The sequence below is a fragment of the Veillonella ratti genome, from assembly GCF_003992115.1.
Classification (GTDB): domain Bacteria; phylum Bacillota; class Negativicutes; order Veillonellales; family Veillonellaceae; genus Veillonella_A; species Veillonella_A ratti.
On the sequence record NZ_RQUX01000001.1, the window covers coordinates 180723 to 202393 of the forward strand.

Genomic DNA, 21671 nt, shown 5'->3' on the forward strand with positions numbered 1-21671 from the left:
TCCTCTCTGAACCCTATCGGTACGTTCTATTACATCTCTTTTACTTACTCTTTACTTTTATTCTTCATCTAACTAAAGGATTAAAGTTATAATACACTTTCAAGCGCGGATAGTCAACTTTCATTTAGGCATAGCATGCATGTATTTAAGTAATAATCTAATGTCTTCAGATGACAAATAGCTAAAAAAAGGAGCGTTTAACCATATGAATTCATATGGCTAAACGCTCCTAATATGTTGTTCTCTCAAATCATTTTTCCTATAATATTACCCTTACTCACTCCAGGCTTTTACAAAAGCCGCTAAGCTATGTGAGTCGGATCCCATCATGAACGGTACGCCCAAAACATAGGCCATCCCTTGAATGAAAGGACTTGGGTACATTTCACCGCAATTTTCTTTGAATACACCGCTCACATTATAATCCAGCGTTCGATTTTGCGCTTTTAAGGTGCGTAAAATGTTCATGATAACCTGCTGCGTTTGCTGATCATAGGACGATGTAAAGTTGAAATATTTTTGGTATTTTTTTATTACATCAATATGGCCGATACGCACCGGCGTATGTGGCCCGAAATCAGTCTGCACCGCCTGCAATACCAATTCAAAATAGCGGCGGAATAAAACATCCTGCTTTTGTAAATAACTGCCAAAGGCTTTTTCAAATTCCGCCTCACTGTAGTCAAGGCACCAAAAACCGTCATTCGCCCCCTGCATGAAGTGAACCGACAATAAGTTTTCACCCGTATAAGGGCCTACCATGTTTAAAAACTCTTGCGTAGCTGTTTCAAAGCCGGGCAAGAAGTCCACTTCAAAGCCAACGGAGAGATTAATATGTCCGCCGTATTCTCTTTGCAGTTCATTGCCTAAAGCCAAATACGGTTCTACTTGATCCATCCGCAGCGAGGCTGTAGTAAGCCCCTCTTCATCACCTTTATAGCGTTTACTGAAACCGGCCGGTAAAGGGGCATGTTCCGTAATACAAAGTTTATAAAAACCTAATTCGATGGCTTTTTCAATAATCAAGGCCACCTTATCGCCACTGCCATGAGGGCAAAGTTCGGTGTGTATATGACCATCCACCAATTGCCCTTCATATTGATTATTGCCGGCTACGGGATAACGGTGTTGACGAGCTTGTACCGCAACGGCGGGCTCGTTATTTTGCGGCATAGCATTACGATCGTTATTTTGCGGCATAGCGTCACGATTGTTATTTAGCGGCATACCGTTATGAAAGGGTTGATTATTACTCATATAGCGCCTCGCACATACATAATAATAGCAATCGTAACAAGGACAAGCACGGCTGTCACTACATAATCCAAACCTTTCATGCCAACAGTGGCTACGAAGCTGTGATCTTTATTACCGAAACCGCGAAGTTCCAAAGACAGTGCCATTGTTTCCGAACGGCCTAAGGATTTTAACAATAATGGTTGAATGACAGAACCGTAGGAAGCAAAGCGTTTGAAGAAATTGCCTTCCAAAGCAAGCCCTCGACAAGCCTGAGCTTCCTGAACGGCATGGCTTTCCGCTATGAAATCCGGTACGAAACGAAGGGCTGCGGTGAACATGAACGCATATTCGTAAGGAATTTTACACTGCGTAACCAAAGCTGCCGTCAAATCCTGTAATTTCGTCGTTGCCAAAAGCATGATGAATACCATGGTCATACAGAGCATACGAAGACCGGTTACATAAGCCGATTCCAAGGTGCCGCCGCCAAGGAACTGCACCACTGCCAAGAACACGGCGAAGGCGGCTAAGGTTAAAACGGCTTTATATTGGCGAATCAAAAGACCCGTTACTAATAGAATTAAAAGTTCCAAAGCCAACAAAAGGCTTAATTCATAGGTGGTTGTCAAAAGGACAGCCCATGCGGAGAAGGCGATGGTCATTAATATTTTGGTAAATGGTACTAATCGTTGCATGGTTCCTCCTAACTGCGAGCCTTTAAGGCCAACATTTTTGCTTCAAATTCTGCCATTGATTTGCAATAACCAAGGCCCGGTACCGTTTCTGCCAATTCTACACACGGCGGTTTGGTAAGGCCTAAGTCAAATAAATCATCACGGCTCGTAAATAATTCTTCCGGTTTCCCGTCAAAAGCTTTCGTGCCGTAGCCTACGATAATAGCACGGGTGCAGTGGCTTGCCATGATTTCCATGTCATGGGTAACGAGGATAATCGTAAGCCCCGTAGCACGTAAGGTTTCCAATAATTCCAAGAGCTCACGTGTTTCTTTACCGTCTTGACCACTGGTCGGTTCATCAAGAATTAAAATCTTGGACTTCATCGCCAATGCCGAGGCAATGGCAACACGCTGTTTTTCACCACGACGTAACGTCGGGGGATAGGCATCGCGCAAATGACTGATGCCCGTATCTGCCAAAGCCTTGGACGTAATATCCGCTACTTCGGCTTTGGTGTAACCTAATTGTTCCGGTCCAAAAGCCACTTCTTCAGCCACGGTGGGGCGGAACATCTGGCGGTCCGGCTGTTGGAACACGTAGCCGATGAAACGGCCTCGTTCCGATGGCGGCAACGCCGTAATATCTGTGTCATTATAATAAATCTTGCCGCTGCGCGGTTTTTCAAGGCCCATTAATAAACGGGTTACCGTCGTTTTACCGCAACCGTTGCGACCGCCGATGGCGATGAATTCACCTTCGCCGATGGAAAAATCTACATTATCTATAATATCTTGGCCCAGCACATAGCCGAAACGCAAGCCTTTAACCTCCAGCATACGAACCTCCTATTTTTAATCCGTTAGCTCTATCTACCGCTCTAATTTTAATTACCGGGTAGCGCTATCTATTCTCTGATGTTTCTATGTTACTTCTCTCTTACTCTCTTTATGTATGTTCCCAACTGCTTTGATTAGCTAGGCTTTTAAACCTTCTTTAGCAGCTGCCACGCTGAGCCATGGTTTTTCAAAAGCAAAACCCGCTTCTTCTAAACGCATATAGGTTGTGAAGATGGATGGCAATGCGTCCACATAAATTTTGTGGTCATACATGTAACGTAAGGTTACTTCCGGCACATCGTCGGTACGAAGTTCACCATCTACCATGAGGGCCATGCGATTGGCATATGGCAGTACTGCATGAAGGTCGTGGTCGATAACAACTACGGTAATGCCGTATTCCTTATTAAGGGCACCCACTAAGCGGTACAATTCAGCAGTCCCTTCCGGATCGAGGGAACTGGTCGGTTCATCCAACACAAGGATGGATGGATTCGTGGCAAGCACGGAGGCAATAGCCAAACGTTGACGCTGACCGCCGGAAAGACTTGGAATCTTACGGTTTTCCATGCCTTCGAGCCCAACCTGTTTGAAAACTGCAGCACTTCGTTCTTTAATCTGTTCCGGTGTATAACCGCGATTTTCCATGGCGAATGCCACTTCTTCAGCTACCGTCATGGTTACGAGCTGCGTGTCATAATCGGCCAGTACTACACCGATTTCCGTAGCCAATTCGGAGATTTCCGCCTGCGTCGTGGCTTTACCGTTTACGAATACCATACCTTCCATGCGACCGCCGTAGAATTTAGGCACCGCACCGATCATGGCCATACATAAAGTGGATTTACCGCAACCGGCAGGACCGGTAATAACAATGAAGTCGCCGTCATTGACAACCAAATTAATATCTTTCAAAGCCGGCTTCGTTTGCTGACCGTAATAATACGAAAAATGTTCAATAGAGATTTTAGCATCCGTAGCCGGTGTCAATTCATATTGGCTGTGATCGCTGGAAATAACTTCGTCCGCTTTCGGTAAGTAACCGCGACGCGCAAACAAGCGTTGTGCCGGAATGTATAAAAGCGGCGTAATAACGGCATTAATAGCAGCTACCAAAAGCACCAACGGCCACATAGCTTTCGTATACACTTCAGTCGGTAAAGCTAAGACTACATACAAGACCGTAACGAAGATACCGCCTGATACCATGGTACTTAAGAAACCGGACACTACCGGCGGCACCATCATGCGACCGAATTTCAAACGGCTGAACATGTGAACCACAAAAGCTGCGGTCAAGGCACCGGCCGGTTCACTCAATAAGTTCGCATAAGGAAACGCCGATTTAGAAGTCATCAGGTTGATTAGGGCTGCCACAAGGCCAATCCCTAAAGACTGACGATAATTTGGTCTGGTCAAATGAATGGCTACACAATACGTAGCAATCATCCAGTTCGGCGTAATGCCCGCCACGCTTGGGCTGACTAAGTGTAAAATCGTGCCTAAGGCCAACATTAAGGTACTGACTGTGACCCAGCGGAACTGCCCGCCTTGCACATGTGTATATACTAATTTTGAAACATCTTGAACTCGCTCCATACTGTTCTCCTCCTAAAAATGGGTATAAAAAAAACCTTCCAATCCCAAAATACATAGGGACGAAGGTTAATCCGCGGTGCCACCCCGATTGGTCAAAAGACCCGGCTCACTACGTACGGCCTACCCAATACAGGCGATACGCGCTCCTTTGGTAACGGTCGGAGATGACCGGTGACGCCTACCTTAAGGTTCGGGCCACATCTCCCAGGTCCATTCACTATACTTTCTTGCACCGGGCTTCCACCATTCCCGACTCGCTGTAGCCGAACTTGTATAGCTACTCTTCCTGTTCACAGATGATAACTATATGTTTTATCCAATTATACACACAAGCGATTTAAGAAGTCAATACGATTTTCACAAATTATGGCAAATCTTTTTGCTTACTCTCAGAATCTTTATTCATGGCTGCTACTGTAGCTTTATTCATAATCTTCGTTGTCCCATAAATATAAAAGTTAGCGTTTAACACATCATTTCAATAAACAGTTCTCTATGCTATAATAACAGTGAAATAGAGTGGTATCTATCAAGAACCACATCCGTTTCAACAGGATTTACAACTTCATAATTCATTCTAGTTTTATCGCTTGGATCTATTAGACCGGGACGAGACGCAACATAGGAATTTTATGCGCATTTCGAGGTCGAAGTGCGCCTTTTTTTATGAAAACTTGCGGCACGTCAAAAGCAGAAAGGAGTTTCATGAAAATCGGTATTATCGGCGGCGGCAAAGTCGGTTCTACCTTAGCCCATCATTTGAGCACTCAGTTGGTGAGCATTGTTGGTTCTTCTTCTGAAAAAACCATCCACTTGGCCACCAAGTACAAGGTACCCTTTATGACTCACGCTGAACTCGCCACCAAGGCGGATTTGGTATTACTCACCGTACCGGACAGGCAAATAGCCATCGTCGCCAAAAGCCTCGCTGTCGAAGCGCAACAAGAGCCGGCTATGCAAAGCACTATTTACTTACACTGCAGCGGCAGTTTAGACCTGTCACCCCTTAAGCCTTTGCAAGACGTTGGCGCTTCTGTAGGCAGTCTTCATCCTCTGCAAAGTTTTGCCGGTGCAAACACCGTTTTAAAAGGCATTTACATGGCTATTGACGGTGATGAAAAAGCACAGCAAGCCGCTCATGAACTGGCGACTATTTTAGAAGGACGAAGTTTTCACGTCCCCGCCGAAGACAGACCACTCTATCACGCAGCCGCTTGTATCTGTGCCAACTATACGGTTACCTTACAGACCATGGCGCAAGAACTTATGCGCCGTTGGCTAGAACCAACCAAACCCTCAAGGGCTGCCTGGCAGGCACTTTTGCCATTATTCCAAGGTGTCGCAGCCAATCTTGAAGAGGCTGAAAATCCCGGTTCCGCCCTTACCGGCCCCATCGCTCGCGGCGATGTAAACACGGTACAGAGCCATTTAGCGGTTTTACCAAAAAACATGATTCCTGTTTACAAGCAATTAGGCATAGCCACAACGCAGTTGGCCCTAATGAATCAGACAATTACGCCGCTTATGGCGGAAGAACTATTCAATTTATTTAATTCAGTTCACCACGAAGCTACTACTAAGGAGGAGACTTCACATGAGTAACAAACCAAAAACTATTACAACCATCAAACAAATGAAGGAACAGGGCGAACCCATTACCATGATTACAGCCTATGATGTAGCCATGGCGCGCAATGTAAACGAAGCGGGCATCGACATGATTCTCGTAGGGGACTCCGTCGGCAATGTAATGCTCGGTTACGAATCCACGATTCCTGTTACGATGGATGAAATGATACATCATACCAAAGCAGTAATGCGCGGCAATTCAACGGCCCTCGTGGTAGCCGACATGCCGTTCATGAGCTATCAGGCAGACATGGCGGAAGCCATGCATAATGCAGGCCGTTTCTTAAAAGAAACCGGCTGCACCGCCGTAAAACTTGAAGGTGGTCAAGAGGTGGCACCTTTGATTAAAAAACTTACGACCGCCGGCATTCCGGTAGTAGCCCATATCGGTTTAACACCGCAGTCGGTAAATCAACTGGGTGGCTTTAAAGTACAGGGTAAAGACATGGCCGCGGCGCAGCAACTCATTGATGATGCCAAAGCCTTGGAAGAAGCGGGCGCTTTCGCCTGTGTCTTAGAATGCGTACCCGCCGCCTTAGCTGCCAAAGTAACTCAATCACTCAAAACGATGGTAACCATCGGCATCGGTGCCGGCAACGGTTGCGACGGGCAAGTACTGGTTTGCAATGATCTATTGGGCGTAAGCACCGGCTTTTCACCAAAATTTGTAAAAAAATACGCCAATCTCCATGATATTACGATCGATGCTGTAAAAAATTACATCGCCGACGTAAAAAGTCGTGAATTCCCGGCCGAAGAACATACCTTTAAGATTGATGATTCTGTGCTCGATAAATTATATTAAAGTAAATATATGTAAATATTTAGCATTAAAATTCAAAAAGGCGATAAGTTCAGTTAATTTCTGAATTTATCGCCTTTTAATTTAGCAAATTATAGGACAAATCAGCTACTCTCAGCCTACATTATATTTTACCCTATCGAAAGTTAAGGTTTAAAATTATATTTAATTCAGCTTAAATAAGATAAGCTAAGTTAGTTAAATATATTGTAAAACTGCTGCTGTCATGCCGTTTGTATCGACCCGTTGCATACCATCCTTATAGATATCACCGGTACGATAACCGCCTTCCAAGGCTTTTTCAACGGCAGCTTCAATAGCATCAGCGGCTTTAGGCGCGTTCAACGAATAGCGACACATCATGGCGGCAGACAAAATGGTGCCCAAAGGATTGGCAATACCTCGGCCGGCAATGTCAGGTGCCGATCCGTGAATCGGTTCATACAGAGCAGTCCCCGTACCGATAGAAGCGGATGGTAAGAGACCGAGTGAGCCGGACACAACGGCCCCTTCGTCACTTAAAATATCGCCGAATAAATTGGTAGTCACGATAACGTCAAATTGGCCCGGATTGACTACGAGCTGCATGGCCGTATTGTCTACATACAAGTAGTCCATGTCAATGTCAAGATTAGCCGCCGCTTTCTCTTGGGCAATCTTACGCCATAAGCGGGACGAGGCCAATACATTGGCTTTATCCACACTGGTAATCTTACCACGACGTTTGGCCGCCGTTTCAATCGCCACATCCATAATGCGCTCAACTTCATAGCGATGGTAAGTCTCCTTATCCCAGGCTAATTCATTGGGACCTTCGCCTTCCGCCTCTTCACGCTCACCAAAATAAATGCCTCCGGTCAACTCACGGACAATGACAAAATCTACATTTTGCACGAGTTCCGGTTTTAACGGTGAATAGTCTTGTAACGCTTTAAAAATACGAACCGGTCGTAAATTACAGAAAAGACCTAAGGCTTTACGAAGACCGAGAATAGCTTTTTCAGGGCGAATAGATGGAGCAACATCATCCCACTGCGGGCCACCAACCGCCCCTAGTAAAACAGCATCCGCCGTTTCACAAGCTTTAATCGTATCGGCCGGCAACGGCTCGCCATAAGCATCAATGGCTTCACCGCCGGCCTTTTTTTCAATCCATTCTATTTTTATATTATCCTTTGTCACAGCCGCATCAACTACACGGCGAGCAGCCGTCACTATTTCACGGCCGATTCCGTCGCCGTTGATGGCAACAACCGTTTTTGTTTGACTCATTTATATTCCCTCTATTTTTCTCAAAATCTCAATACCCAAAATGCAAAAAGATGGTGAAGTTTACTTAAGCCTCGCTGCGTTGTTTGGCAAAATTCACAAGCCCGCCTGCTTTGGCAATGGCCTGCACAAACGGCGGTAACGCAGTGCCCTGATACACTTCACCGGTCGTCAAATTATGCACTTCGCCGGTACTCATATCTACGCCCACTTCATGGTCGGCGTGAATTTTTTCAACAGCATCGCCAATCTCAATCACCGGCAAACCGATGTTGATAGCATTGCGGAAAAAAATACGGGCAAAACTGTGAGCAATAATACAAGGCACGCCGTTTGCTTTTATAACCGCCGGCGCATGCTCACGGGATGAGCCACAACCGAAATTTTTGCCGGCTACCATAATATCACCGGGCTTCACATTCGGTGCGAAAGTTGTATCAATGTCTTCCATGGCGTGGGTAGCGAGCTCCTGCATATCGGCAATCGCCAAATAGCGGGCTGGAATAATTACATCTGTATCTACATTGTCGCCGTAGCGCCAAATTTTTCCTTGAAAATCCATATTATACCTCCTCCGGACCGGCAATGCGTCCTAATACGGCACTGGCCGCCGCCACATACGGACTGGCCAAATACACTTCACTATCTACATGCCCCATACGGCCTCTGAAATTACGATTTGTCGTGGACACAGTACGTTCACCGGCGGCCATAATGCCCATATAGCCACCTAAGCAAGGCCCGCAAGTCGGTGTGCTCACCGCACAACCGGCATCTACAAAAATATCTACTAAACCTGTTTTAATAGCCTCATCATACACAGCCTGACTGCCCGGAATAACGATGCAACGAACGAAGTCAGCTACTTTACGATCTTTAAAAATAGCTGCTGCCGCCGCTAAGTCTTCATAACGGCCGTTCGTACAGGACCCGATGATTACCTGGTCGATAGCGATGTCTTTGGCAATGTCGTCCACATAATGGGTGTTGGACGGTAAGTGCGGGAAAGCTACTACCGGCTTCAAAGCGGCCAAATCAATGGTTACCGTTTCACTGTAAACGGCATCCTCGTCCGCTGCAACCGGTGTAAAATCACGTTTTACCCGGCCGGTTACATACGCTTCAGTTCTTTCATCATACGGGAATACACCACATTTACCGCCCGCTTCAATAGCCATATTACAGATAGTTAAGCGATCGGCCATGGTCAAATAGGCTACGCCGTCACCGGTGAATTCAATAGCCTTATAACGTGCTCCATCTACGCCGATGCGACCGATAAGTTCAAGCACAATATCCTTACCGGTTACCCAGCGATTCGGCTTGCCCGTAAGTTCTACCTTAATGGCTTCCGGCACTTTGAACCAAGTCTGTCCCATGGCCATAGCTACGCCCGCATCAGTGGAGCCTACGCCGGTGGCAAAAGCGCCAAGCGCGCCATAAGTGCAGGTATGTGAATCCGCCCCGATAATCATATCACCGGGGGCTACCAAACCCTGTTCCGGCAATAATACATGTTCGATACCCATGCGGCCCACTTCAAAATAATGGGTAATTTTTTCGGCTTTTACAAAATCACGCATCACTTTGGCCTGCTCCGCCGATTTGATGTCCTTATTCGGCGTAAAATGATCGGGCACTAAATAAATACGATCACGGTCAAACACGGGTTTACCGATTTTTCTAAACTCTTTAAGGGCCGGTGGGAAGGTAATGTCATTCATCAATACCGCATCCACCTTGCATTCAATAATATCGCCCGCTTTCACAGACGCCACACCGGCGTGGCGTGCCATGTTCTTTTCAGTCATCGTCATCCCCATAACGAAATCCTCCTCAACTCTCTTAAGCTCTCAAACTATTTTCTCTTATGTCTTAAAATACATTCTCTTATGTCTTAAACTACATTCTCTTATGTCTTAAACTACATTCTCTTATGTCTTAAACTACATTCTCTTGTGCCTCAGACTTAGGCTCTATCAGCTGTAATACACCATGAAGCTCTCTCAAAACTTCGTAGCATAATGTTTATTCTATGTCCTGTGCTATTTCCTGCTCAATTTCTTCTGCCAAGTACACATAATTTACAGCGTTGATATAGGCCAACACACTAGATGAAATTACATCGGTACTTACGCCGCGACCGTTATATCGGCGACCTTTATATTCAATCGTTACCTGCACTTCGCCGAGCGCATCCTGCCCTTCCGTTACAGCACGTACCTGATAATCCTTAAGTTCAATCGGCAAACCGATAACACGCTGTGCCGCTTTTAACGATGCATCTACCGAACCGTCACCGACTGCCGCATCTTCGCGAATACCTTGCGGTGTTTTCAATCGTACATCGGCGTACGCATAACCTCGTTCGTTAGATTTATAGTGATGATGGACAAGTTCCACTGCTTTTACATGGTCGATATTGTCGATAACTAAAGCCAAAATGTCTTCGTCAAAAATCTCTTTTTTACGATCCGCCAAGGCTTTGAATTTAGCGAATAAGTCATTCACTTTGGTCGTATCAAACTTAAAGCCCATGCCTTCCAAATGACTTTCAAAGGCATGGCGTCCGGAATGTTTGCCAAGGACGATGCTCGTTTTTTCTGCACCCACACTTTCCGGTGTCATAATTTCATAGGTGGTCGGATTATTCAACATGCCGTGCTGATGAATACCCGATTCATGGGCAAAAGCATTACGCCCCACAATCGCCTTATTCGGCGGTACCACCATGCCCGTCAATTTGCTGACCAACTTGCTGACACGGGTGAACTGTTTTGTATCGATGGCGGTGGTTACGCCGTAAATATCGGCGCGAGTTTTTAAGGCCATTACCACTTCTTCAATCCCCACATTACCGGCGCGTTCGCCAAGACCGTTAATGGTGCCTTCCACCTGACGGGCTCCCGCTTGAATGGCTGCCAAAGTGTTAGCATTGGCCATGCCCAAATCATCGTGACAGTGAACGCTGATGATGGCTTTATCGATATCCTTTACATGCTCTTTGATGTATCGGATTTTATAAGCAAATTCATCCGGCGTCATATAGCCCACCGTATCCGGCACGTTCAGGATGGTAGCGCCCCCTTCAATGGCAACACCAAAGACTTCACATAAATAATCCAAGTCGGTACGTGATGCATCTTCGGCGGAAAACTCGATTTCATCAAACTTGCCGGTTGCAAAGGCTAAGCAGTCTTTCACGATTTCAATGACTTCAGCGCGCGTTTTTTTCAATTTGTATTCCAAGTGAATATCGCTAGTAGCAATAAACACATGCAAACGGCTATGCTCAGCGCCTTTCAAAGCTTCCGCCGTCCGCTCAATATCCGCTTTATTGGCTCTGGCTAAACCGCAAATAGTGGCGCCTTTTACTTCATCGGCGATTTTTTTAACCGCTTCAAAGTCCCCCGGCGATGCAGCCGGAAAGCCCGCTTCAATGACATCAATGCCTAAGCGCACCAAGTTCTGCGCAATTTCAATCTTCTCCGGCGTCTGTAAAGATACGCCCGGGCTCTGTTCACCGTCACGCAAAGTGGTGTCGAAAAAATATACTCGGTCTTGATTTACTGCATTATTGCTTGTCTGGTTGACTGCTTGGTTTCTTACTTCGTTGACTTGATTAGTTGTTTGCCCCTGTGTCATATACATTCCCTCTCTTTTCGCTCTCTTATTTCTCAACTTAGCGCCCATATGTTTAGCGCCGCTCTTCGTTTACTCAAAATTTCATCAGTACAGCGCTCTCACCCGCGATACTAAGACTCATCATTTCTTAAGTGAACCGGCTTAGCCCTGCGCTCTCACCCACAGGGCCGGTTCCTCTCTTCTCGCTCAAATGAGTCCCCCGGTGCATCATGCTCTCACCCACAATGCATTCTCTCTCTTTTTTCTCAAAAGAACCGTCACGCCATTATTTTTTTAAACTATTCTTCTTAAAAAATCTTGACTCGGATAATATAAAAACGCCCCCGGATGCACAGTAAAACTGTACGTCCAGGGGCGTTATATACATTAATAGTAGCCTATTAGCAGCTATGATTTTTGCCGGATGAAGTAAGACTTGAGACCTGAAAATTTAAAATTTAGACTTGAAGTAAAATTTTCATTTATTTTTTCATCTAACAAAAAAGCCCCCGGAATCACAATCTGTGTTCCAGGGGCATCATAAACTATAACACGGTACCACCCTAGTTGGTTCTCTTGCAGTTATAACGGAACTACCGTCACGGCTTACTTGGGTTCAGCCGCAATGCTCGCAGGCGAGTTTCGATACTATCCGTTCTATTGCCTCGCACCGACCGGCAACTCTCTGTAAGCAACTAAATAGTTCTTTATACCTGTTCATCGCATATTTCATTTGATTGTTGCTATTTTCGCACATACATATATACTTTGTCAAGAGATTTTTTTAAGAGTTTTATAGTTTCCCAAAATAACGGCTCGAAAACTCTGATTTTTCATAGTTGGAATAGTCCGGTAACGGCCCGTATTGATTAGTAAACGGTTGACTTTGTTGTATGTCAAAAATCAATATCACAACGAATCCAAACGGTACGAATAGTAATAAATACCACCAGCCGGTACGTCCGATATCATGAAAACGGCGTACCTGTACGGCTATGGAAGGTATGATAAAAGCCAGGCCGATTACACTGCTTATAATACTGCCAAAATCCGAAATCATGCTAAAAATAAGCGTTAACAGCGATCCTACTACCCATTGGGCCAACACAAAACGCCAGAATTCACCACGCGTAGCCCGTCCCTTGAAATCAGCGTATTTATCCTTAAGACACATAATATAATTATCAATTAAAGATAAGGAACCTACCCAATTAGGTGGATAGCCTTCACCATTCTCCCAATTGGCATAGTGCATATTAGAGGACTGCGGCTTTGCCGCCGGCACTTGATTGTTAACTTCAACTTCTTTTTGCTGATTGCCATCTGACGAATCATCTGCCACCGGCTCCTCTACATAAACCGGCTGGCTGAATTGACTATCCTTCTTGAATTGTTCGCCTTGCTGTTCCTTTTTCGGCTGCGCCGGTTCACTCACGTCCGGTATGACTACTTCACTGACCGCGGTTCCACACTTCGAACAAAAGCGACTGTCTGCCCCAAGTTTAGCTCCACACTTTCTACAATATATAGTTCCACTCCTTTACCTATTGGTTTCTATTTATCCCCTATAAATTACGCTCTATTGCCAAGCCAAATTATGACTGATTTTTAATAACAACACATGACGCACCGCATCATTTAAGCGTTCCTTAGCTATATCACCACTGCGCACGGCCTTTAAAATCCCATTATATCCTTCAATGGCATGGTCATATTCCTGCCCGATAAGCACGATATCGACACCGGCATTAATGGCTTTTACACTCATGTCACCAAAACTGTAATGATTGGCCACGGCTCCCATTTCCATATCGTCCGTAATGATGACACCTGTATAGCCCAGCTTTTGTCTTAAAATATCTTGCATAATGACCTTCGACAAGCTGGCTGGCATCGTATCATCGAGACCACTGTACACCGCGTGAGATACCATGACCATATAGTTCTCGTTATTTACCGATTGTATGATTGTCTCAAAGGGCTTTAAATCGGTGGCCCATAATTCATCAGCTGATGCGGTAATTGTATTGCCTTCTTTATGTAAATCCGTTACCGTCCGTCCAATGCCGGGGAAATGCTTTAACGAATAAATAAGACCTGCTTCATGGTAAGCATTGCCCACCGCCTTAACAAACGGAATGACTTCATCGGCGGTAGTGCCGTAAGAGCGTTCATCGGCAAGGCCCAAATCGGCAACCGGTGCAAAGTTTACATTAAAACCTAACAATTTTAGCTCTTTACCGCTTGCTAACGCCAGCTTCGCTGCTTCTTCCGGTGTTCCTTGTCCCAACTGTTCGGCCGGCGGGACTTTAACGAGTTCACTGCTGAGGCGTGCCACCCAGCCGCCTTCCTGATCTATAGCTACAAAGAGCGGTGCTTTTTCACTTTGGCGAGCAGATTTCTGTAAATCTTGAATTAAAGCTGCAACCTGCTCTTTTGACTCCATATTGCGATCAAATAAAATAATACCGCCCATTTTATATTCACTCAGCATATAGCGCACATCGTCATTTACCTGAGTACCCTGCATACCGAATAAAATCAGCTGTCCTACTTTTTCTTCATCACTCATGGCCTGCACCAAAGAGTCCACCTTTTGCTCCGCCGTTAAATCCGTCTTTTGCCAAATTTCTTCCTTAGCCCCTGGTTTCGTATCAGTACCACAACCTGCCATAAACACTAAAGCCATGAGCAAAGTCATTAAAAATCCAAGCCGTTTAAGACCTTTTTTGCCTTTCATTAATTCGCCTCACTTCTAAATCTGACGAGCCGACATATCGTCAATAAGCCAGCCCGACCCTTGTTTACGCATCGTCACTTCGCCGGCAAACTTGCTCATCACCGTGCCGCCCTTGTTACCTGTATAGTCTTCCGCATGCAACGTATACTGAATCACAATGGCGTCATCTGTTTGGGAAATAACGCGCATGGAATCCACTATACTTTCCTTGGTTTTGATATACCCCATGGACCAATCATAAAAAGAATTGTCCCCTTCGCGCTTATAATGCTCAGATAACAAATCATAGGCTTTAGAAATATCGCCATCGGTAATCATCTGATGATATGTTCTAAAGGTGTTCATTGCACTATCAGCGGCTAAGGTTCGTGGATCGGACGATTTAGGTTTTACTACCGGTTGAGTTTTAGTTACCGTTTCGGTTGCCGTTGTGGACACACCATTTGAGGTTAACGTGGTCACTTCTTTTGCAGTCGTATTCAATATTTGCTGATTTCGTTCCTGATAACTTTCATCGGCATAATCAGCCGCTTCCTCCAATACGCTCATCGTATTGGCATAAGACATATACATATTACCAAAGAATAAAAATACCCCTAGTACACAAGCACCAATAATCTGTCCCTTATCATTGCGTTGATACATGCTAACCTCCTCCTCCTTACAACGATTTCTCTTTAATTTCATCGATTAACCAAACCGGACCATCTTTGCGCAGCGTCGCTTCGCCGGCAAACTCCCTTCGCACTGTGCCCCCGCCTTCATCGATAAGCTTATGTAAAATATATTGAATGATTATGACATCCTCGGTTTGCGAAACCAAGTCCATCGAACTGACTACTATTCCTTTGGTGGAACTATAACTTTCAGCCCATGCCTCATAATCACCGGCCACATTCTGTTGGTAATTATCGGAGAGCAGTTGATACGCTCGGGCATACTTATGCTCCGTAAGAAACAAATGATAATTTACAAACGTGGTCAATCCACTTTCCAGCTCCTTAAGCTTCAACACATCTTTTGACGTGTCTTTGGCTTCACCGGCAACACTCGACGGAGCCACGGCCGGATTGGCCTCTTTAGTATCAGATTCTAACCCTAATGCTTTCTTTCCCTGCTCCCAGTAACCAACCCATCTGGTGGCCTGTTCAAACACTTTATCCACACTGTTCGTGGAAACCATTATCGACGCCGACGCCATAATTAAAACCCCGATAATAATTCGCCGTATTAAACCCCAATAATCCATGCCATCCTCCCCGATTGACTGTTCCCCAAAACCTGTTTACTATTCCCCTAAACCGATTGACTATTCCCTTAAAGCTTTAAAAAAATCCCAATTTCACAATTTTAAGACACACTCTATAAGTAAAGAGTTCCACACACATTGAAAATTTCCCTCTTTTAAATTTTAATGACTTCATTTTATAATCACATTTCAAATATCTTGAAAAAATTCATTGAACTTAGCCTCTATATTTATCGTAAAAAGCATGTGGTATAATATAGGCCTAACGATATTTTATGGTTTTTTAACCTGAATATTCATCGTTTTTTAATTGAATTAGGTGTTGGATATGAGGAGGCGTATTACTATGTTAGGTGCAATTGTAGGCGACGTTGTAGGCTCCCGTTTTGAATGGGACAATCTGAAGTCTAAAGAATTTGAACTTTTTAAACCCCCTTGTCATGCTACCGATGATTCCGTGATGACCATAGCCATTGGTAATGCTTTATTAAAGGCGGCTACAGCACCCCCTGAAAAGCTGGCTCAAACAACCGTAATGTCTATGCGTATTCTGGGACGAGCTTACCATGGTCCTAATTACGACTATGGCGGCATGTTTTACCAATGGCTCTATGAAAAAGACCCAAAACCATACAACAGTTTTGGGAACGGTGCGGCCATGCGCGTCAGCGGCTGTGCCTACGCCGGCGACAGCCTAGAAGAAGTCCTTAATTTAGCTCATACCGTAACGGCTGTCACTCATAACCACCCAGACGGTATTGCCGGCGCGCAAGCTACAGCCGGTGCCATTTATTTAGCTCGTACCGGTGCTTCGAAAGAAGATATTCGCAAATTTGTCCAAGATAATTATTACGATTTGAGTTTTACCATTGACGGAATTCGTCCTACCTACACATTTCAGGGCAGTTGTAAAGGAACGGTACCGCAGGCCGTCGTAGCCTTTCTTGAAGGAAACGACTTTGAAGATACCATTCGCAATGCCATTTCCATCGGTGGCGACAGCGATACTTTGGCAGCCATTGCCGGCTCTATCGCTGAACCGTTCTTCGGTATTCCGCGAGAAATCGGTGATACCGCCTTGTCCTACTTAGATACGCCACTCTTAAAGCTGTTCTGTGAATTTGAAAAAACCTTTATTTTTCCAAAACAGCCCAAAAAATAGAATAACCCGAACAGCAAATTTTATTTAGAACCAAAACGACCGTCAAAACTATTTATATTGGCGGTCGTTTAATATAGGAACCTAATTATTCCGGTAACATAATCACCACATACAATCATTTTCATATCGATAATTTGCGATTTACTTTTAAATTTGCTATAATTTAAAAAGAACAGCAAGCAATGTGCTTATAAATAGCGCAATAATCAAGCCAATTTAATCGATCGCATCATAATACATTAGAAATCGATGCTTTGCTTCTGTTTTGCAATTATTTAAAATGAAATTTAAAAAGTAGGGAGACTTGTAATATGAAATCTTTAATTATGTTATTGTTAGCCGGTTTATTTATGTATATTTCCTTTAAAATGATGATATTCGCCTTCAAAGTAGGCTTTATGGTAGTTTCCATTCTCTTACTTTGCGGCTTCGTTTATTACCTCTACCGCTCTATCACTTCCAAACGTTCGGAAGAGTAATACTGATACCACATACCGCATAAAACATAATCCTAACCAAAAGCGATGGACCCCGGTCCATCGCTTTTTTGCGTTTATTTTAAAAGACCGATAAGACTAGATAAATACTAGTCTCATCGGTCTAAAAACCAACTCAAAATGTCCTATAGGCCTAATCTTATCGGCCTAAAAACCAACTCAAAATGTCCTATATGTCTGAAATTTTCTTATTGTTGAACCACTTTTTACTTACATGATCCGTATAATCCGGTAACGGTCCATACTCATTTTCATACATCTGACTTGGCAAGAGTGTAAAAACTAAGAGAATCAAACTACCGCCCGGAATAAGGTGTAAGAAATACCACCAACCGCTAAAACCGGTATCATGATAACGACGTATTTCACAGGTAATAATAGGTGGTAATAAGGCTAGCCAACCGGCTACGCTGATAAAAAATAAAAAGAAGAACGGCACATTGGAATCAGCTACATTCATAAACATTCCGGTAATAAATATCAATGGAAATTCAACTACAAGGATTAATAGCCCTACGAATAACATAAACTTCCAGTACTCACCGCGGGTAGCACGGCCTTCAATGGTACAGTACTTTTCAATAAGGCATAATTTTATATTTTCAGTGAATTCCAGCGAACTCTTCTGATGATTTGCCACTACCGGTACGGTGGACGCAATGCGCATTTGTCCGCAATTAGGACAAAACCTGGCTTCCGGCGGTAATTCTTTACCACAATGACTACAATACATAATGTTCCTCCAATCTATTTGATATTTTTAATAGTATACCTAATTCGACAATCAATTTAAACCCTCATCTTATCATCTATCGAATAATTATATCTATAAATATATTCTAACATATTTTATCAATCATCTTTGTATACAAAAAAACAGCCATAAGCTATAATAGCAGCTTTTCAATATATTTTGAAAAGACTGCCTCATTAAAGCCCATGACTGTTCAATAAAACGATATACATGAACATTCTACACTAATTATTAATCTTTATCAAATACAAATTATGAAAACCGGTATCGCACCAAATTATCATAAATATTTAACCAAAACATCTTAACGTTTACGTTGGGTGAACACCCGGATAATGGTCGGGAATTTTATCATTTATCCCTCGAGTGAGCGCCTTTATTTCGTCATGAATAACATGATTGACTGTTTCACATTTCGCCGAATTTTGTCCTAACAATACACGACCTTGGTCAACTGCTACCTTAGCTCGCCCGGTTACTATGAACGGGTGCCTTTTAATAGCTTCGATTTCATCTACATAATGACTGCACATAATCTTATTGACCGTAATTATTTTCATAAGTTTCCCCCTGGCACGGTAAAATAACCAACTGATATACTTAAAAATTTAAAATCGGCACAATGTTAAGTTTTTAATCGTACAATTCAAACGTAAAATATAGTATCAATCAAATGTTGCCCACCGCCCGTAATAAGTGGTTAAGCCATTCCCAGACGCTGCCGGTGCATTCCCCCATTCCGTTACTGCTTAAAATAATTACTATAGTAAAACTCCAAGTCCCGGTTTGAATCCTTGCTTTGGGACTCAGAGCTTGAAACAGCATTAATATTCAAGCTCCATTAGCCCCTGTAATAGCTGTAATCCGGTACGGGGCCGTATTTATTAGGGACTGGATTCCCCTTCATGACGGAGAAAATAAACAAAACAAAAGAACCGGCATAGGGCACGAAGTGGAGTAAAAGCCACCACGCACTACGGTTCAAGTCATGAAGCCGACGGGTCTGCACCGCTAACGAAGGCAAAATGAACGGTAAGGTGACTACCAAGGTCAAAATATCTTCGAAGGTCGAACCAATACTGAAAATACTGATTAAGAATTCCAACACAATTATAATAACGAATTGAATGAGCACAAATTTCCAATACTCGCCACGAGTCGCACGACCTTCAAATTTCAAATATTTTTCAGTCATACACATTTTAAAATTATCCCAAACCGGTAAGGAACCGACCCAGTTTTCACTATTCATAGGAACTCCTCTTTTAACTACAATCTTAAATTCAAACTCATAAGTAACCGACATGCTAATATAACTAGCCCGCCGGAAAAAGATATATAACCACCAATTGCCTGCAATGCTGTAACCGCACCGCAGGCAATTATCATTCACTTATTTCTTTGCAATCATAAAACCGGTGGCCTGCTGATTGGCCATGATAGTAATGTCAGAGATCTGAACGCGTTTTGGCTGCGTAGTGGCAAATACGATAATGTCCGCAATATCTTCTGCCTGCAACGCTTCCACGCCGGCATAAACGGCAGCCGCTTTTTCCTTATCACCGTGGAAACGAACTTCACTGAACGGTGTTTCCACAATCCCCGGCTGAATCGTTGTAACCTTAATATCCGATTCAATCGTATCGATGCGAATGCCGTCACTCAAAGTTTTTACCGCTGCTTTCGTGGCGCAATATACAGCGCCTTTAGCATACGCATAAATACCGGCGGTTGAACCTAAGTTAACAATATGACCGGCATTTTTAGCCAGCATGAACGGCAACACGGTACGTGATACATAGAGCAAACCTTTTACGTTCGTATTAATCATGAGTTCAATATCGTCCATATCGCTTTCTTGGAACGCATCAAGCCCTTGCGCCAGACCCGCATTATTTACGAGAATATCCACACCGCCCGCTTTTTCAATAACAGCCGGTAATGTTTCCGTAACCGCCTTGCGATCCGTCACATCGAGGGCAAACGGCGTTACCTTAATGCCGTATTCCGGTTCGAACTCGGCCTTCATGTTTTCCAATACTTCCAAACGACGAGCACACACGAGAAGATCATAACCCGCTTTGGCAAAAGCTAACGCCGTAGCACGGCCGATTCCCGAAGTAGCACCTGTGATTAATACTGTTTTGCTCATGGTAGTCACTCTCTTTCTTGGCTAATTTATATGAATTCTATGTTTCCTATAAGTCTATTGTAAACTTATTGCACCTTATTTTTCAATCATAGACTCTAAAATCACGATATCTGTTTCGCGCATACCATCACGAGCGATGCGACCCACGGTCTGCACCGTTTCATCGATATTCGCTTTTACAATGCCGTCACCGTTTTTAAAACTGTTATTCGACTTCGCCTGGCGATAGGATAATAACGCATTGCCCAATGACATACCGATCTTCATGGCACATGACGCTTTAGCACCGTCACAAACCACGCCGGATGTACCAACGAGTGCATTAGATAAAGTTTCCCAAACCACTTCTTTCAGCTCGGCCATCAAATAAGCGATACCTGCCGCCGTAGCGGAAGCGGCACTTACTACACCGCAATACGCACTCAAACGACCGATATCATGTTTAATGTAAAGGGCTAACACATTAGCCAAGGCCAACGCACGATAACGACGTTCTTCCGGCACATCATATTCTTCGGCGTATACGAAAATCGGCACGGCTAAAGTAATCCCCTGATTACCGCTGCCGCAGTTAATCATAACCGGCATACTGCAACCGCCCATGCGCGCATCAGAACCCGCTGCTGCATAAGCACGCGCCTTATCTGCGATGCTCGCAGAATCTTCAATGATAAGTTTCCCGATATTAGAGCCGTAGGAGTTTTTCATCCCTTCTTCGGCAATGGCCATATTATATTCAAACTGACGATGCAATAATTCTTTGAGCCGCTTAAAATCAGCTTGTTCAGCGAATTCATAGCAGTCGTCAAATGTCATCTGCACTTCTTCCGCCAAAATCTGTTCCAACGGCATATCGAATATAACTTCACCGTCTTTTTCGATGTGCGTAATATTCGTATGTTTCTGTTGAACCGTTACCTTCACTTCGTGATCCGCCGTTTTAGCGGTTACGGCGATGTACAAATTGGCCACACCTTCCGCCAACGACACGGTACAGAAATTACTTTCAAATAATTCATCAGCCCGCTTCACATCATCCGATGTCAAACCTTCCAATACTTCCAGTTCTTTAGACGCATCGCCCACAATGGCACCCAAGATGAGGCTGTAATAAAAACCGGTTCGCCCCTGTGCATTCGGGATAGTTACGCTCTTCGCGTTTTTAATGATGTTGCCGCTGCAATCAGCGTGCAAGCTGCTTGGAAATTCCCCCAAAACTTCAACCGCTTTCGCCGCCGCAAAGGCCAGCGCAATCGGCTCCGTACAACCAAAAGCAGGTAGTACCTCTCTCTCCAACATACAGTACAAATCTTTCATAAGAGTCCTCCATGCTTTTTTATACAAACGGCTTAAATTTCCGTTTCTAATTTTATTATACCTTATTTATAATCAAAAATCTCAATCTAATTTCATTATAATAAAAAACAAGACACTTTGCGACT

The 21671-nt window shown here is 44.1% G+C and carries 21 protein-coding genes, 1 pseudogene and 2 other annotated features; of the genes and pseudogenes, 4 read left to right on the top strand and 18 right to left on the bottom strand.

Features of this window, described 5'->3' with window-relative positions; genetic code table 11:
* Positions 1–273 precede the first annotated feature (273 nt).
* From hisJ to EO124_RS00820, 4 genes are all read right to left on the bottom strand, one after another.
* Positions 274–1257, bottom strand: coding sequence for a histidinol-phosphatase HisJ (hisJ, locus tag EO124_RS00805; RefSeq protein WP_127057899.1), 984 nt, complete (start codon positions 1255–1257; stop codon positions 274–276).
* Positions 1254–1934, bottom strand: coding sequence for an energy-coupling factor transporter transmembrane component T family protein (locus tag EO124_RS00810; protein ID WP_127057900.1), 681 nt, complete (start codon positions 1932–1934; stop codon positions 1254–1256). Before EO124_RS00810 ends, hisJ begins: the two co-directional genes overlap by 4 nt.
* 8 nt (positions 1935–1942) lie before the next feature.
* A complete protein-coding gene (locus EO124_RS00815) occupies positions 1943–2752 on the bottom strand; it encodes an energy-coupling factor ABC transporter ATP-binding protein (RefSeq protein ID WP_127057901.1) in 810 nt (269 codons plus the stop codon).
* A 138-nt stretch (positions 2753–2890) separates the two neighbouring features.
* On the bottom strand, positions 2891–4351 hold the full coding sequence (locus EO124_RS00820; RefSeq protein WP_127057902.1) for an energy-coupling factor ABC transporter ATP-binding protein: 1461 nt from the start codon (positions 4349–4351) through the stop codon (positions 2891–2893).
* 52 nt (positions 4352–4403) lie between these two features.
* Positions 4404–4654 (bottom strand) — a binding site (T-box leader).
* A 363-nt stretch (positions 4655–5017) separates the two neighbouring features.
* On the opposite strand from EO124_RS00820, the gene EO124_RS00825 reads away from it, so the two are divergent.
* Positions 5018–5953 (top strand): Rossmann-like and DUF2520 domain-containing protein, encoded by a 936-nt coding sequence (locus EO124_RS00825; protein WP_127057903.1) that lies wholly within the window; start codon positions 5018–5020, stop codon positions 5951–5953.
* Positions 5946–6785, top strand: coding sequence for a 3-methyl-2-oxobutanoate hydroxymethyltransferase (panB, locus tag EO124_RS00830; RefSeq protein ID WP_127057904.1), 840 nt, complete (start codon positions 5946–5948; stop codon positions 6783–6785). The genes EO124_RS00825 and panB overlap by 8 nt, the downstream gene beginning before the upstream one ends.
* A gap of 195 nt (positions 6786–6980) precedes the next feature.
* Here panB and leuB read toward each other — a convergent pair whose 3' ends face one another.
* From leuB to EO124_RS00875, 9 genes and pseudogenes are all read right to left on the bottom strand, one after another.
* Positions 6981–8054: a 3-isopropylmalate dehydrogenase gene (gene leuB / locus EO124_RS00835; protein ID WP_127057905.1), complete on the bottom strand. Its 1074-nt coding sequence runs from the start codon at positions 8052–8054 to the stop codon at positions 6981–6983.
* A gap of 64 nt (positions 8055–8118) precedes the next feature.
* Entirely contained in the window at positions 8119–8613 is a 495-nt protein-coding gene (locus tag EO124_RS00840) for a 3-isopropylmalate dehydratase small subunit (RefSeq protein ID WP_127057906.1), read from the bottom strand.
* A gap of 1 nt (position 8614) precedes the next feature.
* On the bottom strand, positions 8615–9874 hold the full coding sequence (gene leuC, locus EO124_RS00845; RefSeq protein WP_127057907.1) for a 3-isopropylmalate dehydratase large subunit: 1260 nt from the start codon (positions 9872–9874) through the stop codon (positions 8615–8617).
* 205 nt (positions 9875–10079) lie between these two features.
* Positions 10080–11696, bottom strand: a complete 1617-nt coding sequence (locus tag EO124_RS00850; RefSeq protein WP_127057908.1) for a 2-isopropylmalate synthase — start codon at positions 11694–11696, stop codon at positions 10080–10082.
* 507 nt (positions 11697–12203) lie between these two features.
* Positions 12204–12405 (bottom strand) — a binding site (T-box leader).
* Between the two features lie 63 nt (positions 12406–12468).
* Positions 12469–13110, bottom strand: a complete 642-nt coding sequence (locus tag EO124_RS00855) for a DUF805 domain-containing protein (protein ID WP_127057909.1) — start codon at positions 13108–13110, stop codon at positions 12469–12471.
* 30 nt (positions 13111–13140) lie between these two features.
* A pseudogene (locus EO124_RS10415) lies at positions 13141–13203 on the bottom strand (zinc-ribbon domain-containing protein); the annotation flags it as partial.
* A gap of 51 nt (positions 13204–13254) precedes the next feature.
* Positions 13255–14415 carry a glycoside hydrolase family 3 N-terminal domain-containing protein gene (locus EO124_RS00865; protein ID WP_127057910.1) on the bottom strand — a complete coding sequence of 387 codons (1161 nt, stop codon included), beginning with the start codon at positions 14413–14415 and terminating at the stop codon, positions 13255–13257.
* A 15-nt stretch (positions 14416–14430) separates the two neighbouring features.
* Positions 14431–15060, bottom strand: a complete 630-nt coding sequence (locus EO124_RS00870) for a hypothetical protein (RefSeq protein WP_127057911.1) — start codon at positions 15058–15060, stop codon at positions 14431–14433.
* Positions 15061–15076: 16 nt separating this feature from the next.
* Entirely contained in the window at positions 15077–15664 is a 588-nt protein-coding gene (locus EO124_RS00875; protein WP_127057912.1) for a hypothetical protein, read from the bottom strand.
* Positions 15665–16010: 346 nt separating this feature from the next.
* On the opposite strand from EO124_RS00875, the gene EO124_RS00880 reads away from it, so the two are divergent.
* Positions 16011–16826, top strand: a complete 816-nt coding sequence (locus EO124_RS00880) for an ADP-ribosylglycohydrolase family protein (protein ID WP_127057913.1) — start codon at positions 16011–16013, stop codon at positions 16824–16826.
* A gap of 311 nt (positions 16827–17137) precedes the next feature.
* A complete protein-coding gene (locus EO124_RS10150) occupies positions 17138–17305 on the top strand; it encodes a hypothetical protein (RefSeq protein WP_164726520.1) in 168 nt (55 codons plus the stop codon).
* A 187-nt stretch (positions 17306–17492) separates the two neighbouring features.
* Here EO124_RS10150 and EO124_RS00885 read toward each other — a convergent pair whose 3' ends face one another.
* The 5 genes from EO124_RS00885 to EO124_RS00905 all read right to left on the bottom strand — a co-directional run bounded on the left by EO124_RS00885 (position 17493) and on the right by EO124_RS00905 (position 21528).
* Positions 17493–18056, bottom strand: coding sequence for a DUF805 domain-containing protein (locus EO124_RS00885; RefSeq protein ID WP_127057914.1), 564 nt, complete (start codon positions 18054–18056; stop codon positions 17493–17495).
* A gap of 332 nt (positions 18057–18388) precedes the next feature.
* Complete coding sequence (locus EO124_RS00890) at positions 18389–18637, bottom strand: hypothetical protein (protein WP_127057915.1); 249 nt, start codon at positions 18635–18637, stop codon at positions 18389–18391.
* Between the two features lie 281 nt (positions 18638–18918).
* The gene (locus EO124_RS00895) at positions 18919–19329 is read right to left on the bottom strand and encodes a DUF805 domain-containing protein (protein WP_021840155.1); all 411 of its coding nucleotides are present in this window, start codon (positions 19327–19329) and stop codon (positions 18919–18921) included.
* 141 nt (positions 19330–19470) lie between these two features.
* Positions 19471–20229, bottom strand: a complete 759-nt coding sequence (locus EO124_RS00900) for an SDR family NAD(P)-dependent oxidoreductase (RefSeq protein WP_127057916.1) — start codon at positions 20227–20229, stop codon at positions 19471–19473.
* Between the two features lie 75 nt (positions 20230–20304).
* Complete coding sequence (locus EO124_RS00905) at positions 20305–21528, bottom strand: L-cysteine desulfidase family protein (protein ID WP_241230634.1); 1224 nt, start codon at positions 21526–21528, stop codon at positions 20305–20307.
* Positions 21529–21671: the final 143 nt, after the last annotated feature.